The organism is Phyllobacterium sp. GQ127 (genome assembly GCF_059758635.1).
Genome location: NZ_JCAXDZ010000010.1, coordinates 92,339 through 99,986, shown reverse-complemented (window position 1 = coordinate 99,986; position 7,648 = coordinate 92,339). Strand labels below are relative to the sequence as shown.

Genomic DNA, 7,648 nt, shown 5'->3' with positions numbered 1-7,648 from the left:
CTGGTTCAGCATAGTTTACCTCAGTGTGCTGTGGGATTTCATACCCGTTCGTTTTTCTAAACTCAGCACAAATTCTGTAGAGTTTCAAGATGCGTATGTTATTGTTTGTTCACAAAGCCTCTCTCAAGGCTGAGGAAACAATCGGCAACGCCAATGCCAATGCTCGAAGACAAGTACTATGCGATCATTCCGATGAGCGCCAACTGGAAAGAAAGATAAGTGTCATGGATATTCCAACAAAGGCTGACGTCGTTATCGTTGGGGGTGGTATCGCCGGTTGCTCGGTAGCCTATCATCTGACCAAACTCGGCATTACTGACGTCGTGCTTTGCGAACGGCGGCAGTTGACCAGCGGTACGACCTGGCACGCGGCAGGTCTGGTGACCCAGTTGCGCGCGACGCGTCAGATGACCGAGCTTGCGCAATACACCGGCGAACTGTTCGGTCAACTGGAAGCCGAAACGGGTCAAGCTACCGGCTTCCGGCGGACCGGATCGTTGCGCGTTGCAAACAATGAATCGCGTTACGAAGAACTGGCTCGTGGCGCATCGATGGGTCGCAATTTTGGGTTGCCAGTGGAGGCACTGAATCCCGGCGAAATCCAAGAACGCTGGGCACCGATCAACACGGAGGGCTTGGTTGGAGGCTTTTGGTTCCCCGATGATGGTCAGGTCAATCCGGCTGATGTCACGATGGCCTACACGAAGGGAGCGCGCATGGGTGGTGCGCGTATCCTTGAAAACCTGCTAGTCACACAAATCATCGTCGAGAACGGAAAAGCTGTTGGGGTGATGACTGACAAAGGCAAGATCGAGGCGCGTACGGTCGTCATCTGCGGGGGCATGTGGTCGCGCGAGCTAGCCGCTCAGATCGGCGTCAATCTTCCGCTTCATGCGGCCGAGCACTTTTACGTCGTAACCGAGGCTATCCCCGATCTGCCGAAGAACCTGCCGGTCCTTTTCCTGTCGGATGAGTGGACTTACTATAAGGAAGATGCCGGAAAATTGCTCGTTGGATTTTTTGAGCCGGTCGCCAAACCGTGGGGGCAGAAAGGAATTTCGGAAACCTTCTGCTTCGACACACTTCCCGAGGATATCGATCATATTGCTCCACACCTTGAGGCTGCCACAGTCCGGGTTCCCCTGCTTGAACGCACCGGCATGCAGCTTTTCTTCAATGGTCCCGAGAGTTTTACCCCAGACAATCGCTATCTCCTGGGCGAGACCCCGGAGGTGGCTGGCCTCTTCTGCGCAACCGGATTTAATTCGATTGGCATTCTTTCCTCGGGTGGTGTCGGGAAGGCACTGGCTGCATGGATCTGCGATGGCCGTCCGCCCGTCGATCTAATTGATGTCGATGTTCGCAGAACGCAAAGCTTCCAGCGTAACCGGCGCTATCTTGAAGATCGAACCGTTGAATCTCTTGGACTGAACTTTGCCATGCACTGGCCAAGCCGACAGTTCACGACGGCACGCGGTGTCCGACGGTCGCCTTTCCATGACCGGTTACTCGCCGCCGGAGCCTTCATGACGGAACTTGCTGGCTGGGAGCGCCCCGGATTTTACGGCACTCCCGAGGAAGTTTCCCACGTCGAGTATTCATATTCGAAGCCAAGTTGGTTTGACAATGTGGCAGCTGAATGCCGGAACACCGCGGAGAATGTCTCGCTGTTTGACCATAGTTGCTTTATAAAATACGTTGTGGAGGGCCCGGACGCGCTGACAATGCTCAATCGGATCAGCGCAGCCGATTGTGATGTGGCAATTGGCAAGGTCGTGTACACACAGTGGCTTAACGATGCTGCTGGTATCGAAGCTGATGTGACGATTACCCGCTTGACGCAACAGTCTTACATGGTGGTCACGGTTGCGGTCTCGCAGCGCCGCGATCTAGCGTGGTTTAAACGGCATGTTCCGGAAGACGCGAAAGTCTATATCACCGATGTCACCTCTGGCCTCGCCATGCTCGGCTTATGGGGCCCAAAGTCCCGAGAACTCCTTTCGCGAGTATCTCCAGACGACTTTTCCAATGAGGCATTTCCGTTTGGTACCAGCAAAGAAGTCGACCTTGGATACGCTCGGGTGCGGGCCAGCCGCTTGACGTTCGTAGGTGAACTCGGGTTCGAGCTCTATATACCTTCCGAGCAGGCCGCTCATGTGTACGAGACGCTTTCAGAGGCAGGGCAGGACTTGGGCTTGAAGAATGCGGGATTTTTTGCATTGAACTCCATGCGTATGGAAAAAGGCTATCGCCATTGGGGACATGACCTCGGAGAGGAAGATACACCCTTCGAAGGCGGTGTCGGCTTTACAGTAGCCCTTGCCAAAGCTGGAGGATTCATCGGTCGCGACGCCCTGGTCAATCAAAAAGCTGACGGTGTTCTCAAGAAACGATTGGTGCAAGTTAAGGTGAAATCCAAAAGCGGTGTTCCGCCGATGCTGTTCCACCACGAGCCGTTGCTGCGCGACGGCATAATCGTCGGCTCCATCATGTCCGGCGCTTACGGCCATCGCATTGAAGCCTCGCTGGGTCTCGGGTACGTCCTGAATGACGCTGGGGTGACGAAGGAGTGGCTGGCAAGCGGCAAATGGGAGGTTGAGGTCGCTATGAAACGCCACCCGGTCGATGCCCAGCTTTCCGGATGGTACGATCCCAAAAACGAACGCGTGAAGTCTTGATATGGATAGAGGCGATGATTCCGGCCAAATGGCCAGGATCATCGCATCGCTGAAGCCCACGGTGTCATTGCCGCTCTCACCGATTTCTTTCAATCGCATAGCCTGGAAGCGATGATGTGGTGTTCGGCAAGCGCTTCCTGGTAGAACCTACCGTCTCGTGGCCCGAGCGCTTCGGGAACTGCTGTGAAGGACCGAATGCCGGAGTGGATATTGTCATTTAACTCATGAACGATTGCATTTCAGGCGTTAGACCAGCAACATTTTGCCCCCTCGCGCGCCACAGCCACCTTGAACGTATTGAACGTTTATAAAGGGCTGTTGGTAAACTTCATCGTCGCGAAAGCCGAGAAAAATCGGGCTAGCCCCGCCGCAGCAATCTCTGCCATCTTCTCGCCCTTTTCCAGTGTAGCGTGGGCCGGATCTCCAAGATAGCCAATATCATCTTTTGGGAAGATTGGCGGATATGAGCATCCTGACTTGTCGAAGGGATCATTCTCATCGGACGATACAGGCAGACGGATGCGCGCAGGCAGGCCACGAATGCGTGCAGCAATCAGATCTCGCCCCTCCTCTCGTAACGCCATAGCAATAGAGCTTTCGAATTCGCAAGCATGTCCCATGCTTTTGGCGCTCCCGGCAAGAAGCGGTGATAATTCACTGCCATTGAGAGAATAGACACTGGTACAGCCGACGGGGAAGCCATCGCAGACGAAGTCGCTGCAGACCGTACTGAGTATTCCCGCATTGCCGCCATGCGCATTGACAATGAGCAGACGATCAAAACCGCTTTTCCGAACGCTCATGATAATATCCTTGAGAAGGCCAATCATGGTCGTGGTAGAGAGAGAAATCGTACCCGGCCATGCGCTGTGGTGTGGCGAATATCCGAAACATGGCATGGGAAGCACCAAAACATGCACGTCGCTGCTGCGTTGAGCCGCCTGCATGGTAACACGATAAGCAGTTAGACTATCCGTGTCGACCGGAAGGTGGTCCCCGTGTTGCTCACAACTTCCCAGCGTCAGAACGGCAAGCGATCCGGCGTCGCGCGCAACACGGATTTCGGCGCGGGTCAACATTCCCCAGTCGTGTGTTCGTGTGTATGTCATCACAGCCTTTCGGTATTATAAAGTGAGGCGGTACCACTGCCATCTGAGTTCTCAGCCACATTTGCATCAAGCGGCGTTCACTCGACCCAATCACCCAAAAGCGCGAAGCGACCCTTTTGCAGTTCCGCAATCAACCCGGCACGCTGAGCATGATGGTCATTTTTCGAAAGAGACACGTCGGGGATGATGCCGCCGGAACTCCAATGAGACGTCGCTTCCATCGCATCGACGAAGGACTCGCGAGTCAGAGCTGGACCCGAGCGTTCCAAGGCGTCGATCACCAGTTTGCCGAATACATAGCCGTACAAGGTATAGCGATTGAGCTTGCGACCTGGACAGTGCTTCGCCATTGCAGCGCGATAGGCGATCATTCCCGACTCGCCGCTCAGCTCTGGGTCCGGAAAATGGCAAAGACCCAGCGTGCCTTCAGCCGACTCGCCTGCGGCGCCGAGATATTGTTCGTCTGTCAGTGGCCCAGAGGCGATCATGGTTCCTGTCCAACCAAGCTTGGCTTTTGCCGCCATCAAAGCTCTGGCCTGGGCTGGATACAACGCCATGAACACAGCATCGGTGTTGCCATTGGCGATCGGTTTCAACAATTCCGACAGATCGGCCGGATCACGAACAGCAATGCTGGCGATTTCGCCAACTTCGTATCCGAATTCCGGTGCATGCCTCTCAAGCAGCGCTTGATAGATGTCGCCATATTCATTTGTGTCGCGCACGAGAGCGATACGCTTCAATCCACGCTCACATGCAGCAAATCGGGTGAGATTCCGCATTTCTCCTGTACAATAGGGCAGTGAAGTAAAAACGTATCGACGGCCTTGGTTCATGAAAAGTGTTGTGTGCGGGAATAGATGCGGAATACGGCTCTCTTCGGCAATGTCGGCCACGACCATGGCTTCCGGGCCGCCAAAATTCAAAAGCGCAAATACCTTATCGTGAGCAATCAGCTTTTTGGCATTGGCGACAGCTCCATCGAAGTCCGCGCCACCTGATCTGGTATAGCCTTTCCAAACAATGCGTCGACCGAAGATCGCGCCTTGGGCATTGCGCTCTTCGAAGGCCATTTGGAATCCACGGTTCTCTTCATCGAGCGAAAACGAGTTCGTTGCACCCTCCATTCCGAAAACGATCGTATCGTTCGTGCCTCCACCTTGATTGCGTGAACGTTCGTCGAACTTCGACGCAGCGCTTTTTTCCGCACGGATATGATTAGGGTTTCGCAAGTGAATGCTCCATGGTTCGCAGTCATTTATCAGTATGATTTTTCCACTGTGAAACGCCGTTCGAGCAGAGCAACAAGGCGCACCATCGGCCAGAGGAAGATGATATAGATTACTGCAGCGCCGATCAGCGGTGACGGATTGGCATGGAACGCCTGGGCGTCCGTTGCTTGTTTGAGCAGTTCGGGGAGCGCGACAGTGGAGGCCAGCGCCGTTTCCTTGAACATCGATACACAATTACTAGTGATCGGCGGAATAACAACGCGAATGGCTTGCGGAAGCACGATCTTGTACAAAGTTTGCATAAAAGAGAGTCCGAGTGCGGCCGCAGCCTCGAACTGGCCTTTGGAAATGCTCTCGATGCCTGAACGGAAAATCTCTGCCGAGTATGCCGACAGAACGAGCGAAAAGGCGATTATCGCAGAACTCCATGACGAGAGACGGATGCCAACGAAGGGAAGGGCATAGTAGATCAGGATGAGTACGACCAGGGCCGGCATGGCGCGGAAAATATCGATAAATCCGACGGCGACCAGGCGAAACGGTTTCGGCGCATAGAGCCTGACAAGACTCACCACAAGCCCGAGCGGGATGCCGATAGCGATACTCATCGCTCCCAACAACAGCGTATTGACCAAGCCCCGCAGGAGCATCGGGACGCTGGCCAACAAGACTTCGGGGTTGAAGAAGGTTTCGAACAGAGACATCAGATGTTCCATCTGAAATGATTACGCTTGAGGCTCGGCCGAGCGACACAGTCGACGACGACAGTGCCGCGGCCTGAACCCATCCAAGGTTGGATGTTTGTGAAAACCGGTTCGGATACTGATGGCGCTAGTTGATAGGTGCTCATTCGGCGGCAGGGAGGGGCGCCACCTTAACGGTCGACGAACTGCTGTCCGCATCCAAACCGAACCACTTCTTGTAAAGCGCGGTCATTGTGCCGTCCTGCTTCATGGCGCTTATCGCATCGTTGACCTTGCCGAGCAGGGCATGATCCTTGCTCAGCATCATGCCCAATTGATTCCCTGACGGAATGCTGGCCTTCACCTCCAGATCCGGATTTTTAGCCAGTCCAAACCTCATGCTGTCATTGACGGCGGCGTCAATGCGACCGGCGATGAGATCGAGTTTGACGTCTTGGTTGGAGTTGTAACCTTTAATGTCAGCGATCCCGATCTTGGGCATGTTCTCTTTTGCCCATTTCTCGCCGACGGTACCGGAAATCACACCGACAACCTTGCCTTTGAGATCGGTAAATGTCTTCAGCGAACTGTCTTTTCGGGCCGCGAAGTCCATAGTGGTATCATAATAGGGCTGGGTGAAGGACTGCGACTTCAACCTTTCTTTTGTGATGGTGATTGAAGAAATAGCAAGGTCGATGCGCTTTGAACTCGTACCAGCAAACAGGGCTTGGAATCCAAAATCTGAAATATTCGTGGTTACGCCGATGCGTTTGGCGATTTCATTTACGATATCGACTTCGAAGCCTTCAAACTCGCCAGTCGCATTTTTGTACTCGAATGGGGGATTAGCCGGAAAGGCTCCAACGTTTATGGTGGCCTCGGCCCCCGCCATCATCGGTGCAAGGCCGATTACCGAGGCGATCAGAAACAATTTGCGGCGTGTAACAGATAGCATTTGGTTCCCTCCCGATTTTCGCCAGCCGGGCAACGTCCAGTTGGCAGATAGACGTTCATCTCTGCAAAACGCGCCGCTCAGTTCAGCGGCCGGTCAGTACTCGCTCAGGTATTGCATCTTTGTACGTATATTCGTACAATAAGTCAATTGGGCGTGGGAGCATCAGATGATTGGCGAAATTCAAAATCGAACGCAACGCGAATCTGCGCCGGGCGTGTCGCCGCTGCGCGGTGAGGTTGTGCCGCGCTACCGGCAGGTCGAGGCGATTTTGCGGGATCGGATATGGCTCGGAGAGCTTCAGCCAGGCGATCAACTCCCTACCGAGCAGGAATTGTGCCGCACATTTGCCGTGAGCCGCGCAACGGTAAGGCAAGCGTTGAGCAACCTGGAACAGGATAATCTGATCTTCAGGGAAGTGGCCCGGGGAACCTTCGTCAACGCCAAGCTGGATCAGCCGAGGCGCAGCTTGATTGCGATCACGCCTGACAAGTTGCTGGCTATGGATATCTTTGATGAGATCGCGCTTAAGCGAACCGGCGCCTATCCCGCTCGAGGCGAGATTCAGGCTGCGTTGCAAGTGCCCGATGGCTCGGAACTATTCTTTTTTCTTCGCGTCTTTTACGTTGAGGGAGAGCCCATTGGCGGCGAGCAGGTTTACGTGCCGGCGTCCACTGCGCAAAGGCTGTCCGCCGAGGATATGGCCAAACCGGAGATCAGCACTCGAATATCGCAGCGGGTCGAACGCGGCATAGGCAATGTGGATACCCGCTTCAGCGCCATCACTGCCGATGTCCGACACAGTCTTCGGTTCGAAACCTTTTCGGGTGCGCCGCTCATCTCGATTTGCCGGACTACCTATGATGACAGTCAGCAGCCGCTTGAATATGGGCACATTCTTCTCCGCTGCGACCGATGCCAGATCGCTCTGAATAGCTCGTCTTGAGCGTGTGAGTAAGAACCACGAAACCGAGTTAATTCAACCTTTCTTGAG

Annotated in this window: 6 protein-coding genes; 2 read left to right on the top strand and 4 right to left on the bottom strand. The window is 54.3% G+C overall.

Going from position 1 to position 7,648, the window contains the following annotated elements:
* The first annotated feature begins 224 nt into the window (after nt 1–224).
* Nucleotides 225–2,678, top strand: a complete 2,454-nt coding sequence (locus AC6CHM_RS23655) for a GcvT family protein (protein WP_498175525.1) — start codon at nt 225–227, stop codon at nt 2,676–2,678.
* Between the two features lie 305 nt (nt 2,679–2,983).
* Here the strand turns inward: AC6CHM_RS23655 and AC6CHM_RS23650 are convergent, their stop codons facing one another.
* From AC6CHM_RS23650 to AC6CHM_RS23635, 4 genes are all read right to left on the bottom strand, one after another.
* Complete coding sequence (locus AC6CHM_RS23650; RefSeq protein ID WP_498175523.1) at nt 2,984–3,787, bottom strand: creatininase family protein; 804 nt, start codon at nt 3,785–3,787, stop codon at nt 2,984–2,986.
* 77 nt (nt 3,788–3,864) lie between these two features.
* Nucleotides 3,865–5,019 (bottom strand): ABC transporter substrate-binding protein, encoded by a 1,155-nt coding sequence (locus AC6CHM_RS23645; RefSeq protein ID WP_498175521.1) that lies wholly within the window; start codon nt 5,017–5,019, stop codon nt 3,865–3,867.
* Nucleotides 5,020–5,048: 29 nt separating this feature from the next.
* Nucleotides 5,049–5,723 (bottom strand): amino acid ABC transporter permease, encoded by a 675-nt coding sequence (locus AC6CHM_RS23640; protein WP_498175519.1) that lies wholly within the window; start codon nt 5,721–5,723, stop codon nt 5,049–5,051.
* A 142-nt stretch (nt 5,724–5,865) separates the two neighbouring features.
* Entirely contained in the window at nt 5,866–6,657 is a 792-nt protein-coding gene (locus AC6CHM_RS23635; protein WP_498175517.1) for an ABC transporter substrate-binding protein, read from the bottom strand.
* Between the two features lie 166 nt (nt 6,658–6,823).
* On the opposite strand from AC6CHM_RS23635, the gene AC6CHM_RS23630 reads away from it, so the two are divergent.
* A complete protein-coding gene (locus tag AC6CHM_RS23630; RefSeq protein WP_498175515.1) occupies nt 6,824–7,600 on the top strand; it encodes a GntR family transcriptional regulator in 777 nt (258 codons plus the stop codon).
* Nucleotides 7,601–7,648 lie beyond the last annotated feature (48 nt).